Source organism: Rudaea sp. (assembly GCF_036383415.1).
Lineage (GTDB): Bacteria > Pseudomonadota > Gammaproteobacteria > Xanthomonadales > Rhodanobacteraceae > Rudaea.
Genome location: NZ_DASVOK010000318.1, coordinates 1 through 1851, shown reverse-complemented (window position 1 = coordinate 1851; position 1851 = coordinate 1). Strand labels below are relative to the sequence as shown.

The 1851-nt window shown below is 66.4% G+C and carries 2 pseudogenes; both read right to left on the bottom strand.

Annotated features, from left to right (window positions below):
* Positions 1–258, bottom strand: a pseudogene (locus VF497_RS11930) (hypothetical protein); the annotation flags it as partial.
* 34 nt (positions 259–292) lie between these two features.
* Positions 293–1851, bottom strand: a pseudogene (locus VF497_RS11925) (chromosome segregation protein SMC); the annotation flags it as partial.

Sequence of the window (1851 nt, the reverse complement as noted above, 5' to 3'; positions counted from 1 at the left end):
GCCGACGCGCCCGCCCGAGATCGTGGCACCGAGCTTGTCGAGCTCGCTCTGGATGCCGACTTCGAGTTCGCCCTGTGCGGGCACGGCACCGGGATCGGGCATCTCGCCGAGTGACGGTTCGACGCGCTCGCCGTCCAAGCTCTGCCCGGGCTTGCGCCGGCCCTGCCCCGGCTTGCGCGGGCGGCCGAAGAAGTAGATCAGCGCGAGCACGGCAATGCCCGCGATGACTAGGAAGATGCGTAGTTGGGTGGGATCCATCGTCCTGATACTCCGGTCGAATGTCACTGCCGAATCAGGCGGCACCCGCCAGCTTCGCCGCCTCGGCCAAGTCTACTTGAACCAGTCGCGACACGCCCGGCTCGCGCATGGTCACGCCGCAGAGCTGCTCGGCGACTTCCATCGTGCCCTTGTTATGGGTAACGAAGAGGAACTGCACGTTCTCGCTCATCTCTTTCACGAGGTTCGAGAAGCGGCCGACGTTGGCCTCGTCGAGCGGTGCGTCGACCTCGTCGAGCAGGCAGAACGGCGCCGGGTTCAAGCGGAAGATCGAGAACACGAGCGCGACCGCGCTCATCGCCTTCTCGCCGCCCGAGAGCAGCGAAATGCTGGTCACGCGCTTGCCAGGCGGTCGCGCCATGATCGCCACGCCGGCGTCGAGCACGTTGTCGCCGGTCAATTCCAGATAGGCCTGGCCGCCGCCGAACAGGCGCGGGAACAGTTCCTGCAGGCCGGCGTTGACCCGGTCGAAGGTTTCCTTGAAGCGCTGGCGCGTTTCCGTGTCGATCTTGCGGATCGCCGTCTCCAGCGTTTCCAGCGCGGTGTTGAGGTCGGTGAGCTGCGAGTCGAGATAGGTCTTGCGCTGCGACTGTTCCTCGTACTCGGAAATCGCGGCGAGGTTGACCGGTTCGAGGCGCCTGATCTTGCCGTCGAGTTCGGTGATGTCGCGCTGCCATTCCTCGTGGTCGGCGCCCTGCGGCAGCGAATCGATCAGCGCGGCGAATTCGTGGCCGGCGGCGACGATCGCGTCCTGCAACTGCTGCGCGCGCATCTTGAGGCCGTGTTCGGCGAGCCGCTTTTCCGACAGCGCCTCGCGCGCCTGCTGCAGCAGGTGTTCGATGCGGTGGCGCTCCTGTTCGTGGCCGCGGAATTCGTGGTCGCGCGTTTCCAGCGCGCGCCGCGCCTCGACGAGTTGCTTGTCGATGAGCAGACGCTGGTCGAGATAGATCTGGCGTTCGGATTCGAGGTCGGCAAGCGGCGTCTGCCCCGATTCGAGTTGCTGTGCGATCTCGGCCTTGCGCGATTCGAGCTGGGCAAGCTGACCGCTCATGCGCAGCAGCGCCTGCTCGAGCGCAGAAACATTCGTACGCTTGGATTCGATGTCGAGCGCGAGCCGATGCGTTTGCTCGGACGCTTCGCGCGCGTTCATGCGCGCTTCCTCGCGCGCTTCGAGCATGCGCCGGCGCTCGCTGTCGAGGTGCTGGCGGTGCTGTTCCTGGTCGCCCATGCGCGAGACGGCTTCCTCGAGACGTGCGCGCGCTTCGCGCGTCGCCGTGTCGTCGCTGGCGAGCTTGGTTTCGAGCTCGGCGATTTCGCCGTCGACGCGCGTGATGCGCGCCTGCGCGGTTTCGAGCTTGCCGCGATGGCTCTGCAGGGCACCGGCGAGCTCGGCGACGCGGCGATGGGCGACATAGAGTTCGCGCTGAGCGTCGTCGCGCGTTCGCTCGGCGTCGGCGCGCTGCGACTTGATTTCGTCGAAGCGCGCGTTGAGCGTGGCGATGCGTTCCTCGGATTTGGCTAGTTCGTCCTTGAGCGCGTGGATTTCCTTCTCGCGCGCGATCACGCCCGCCTGCG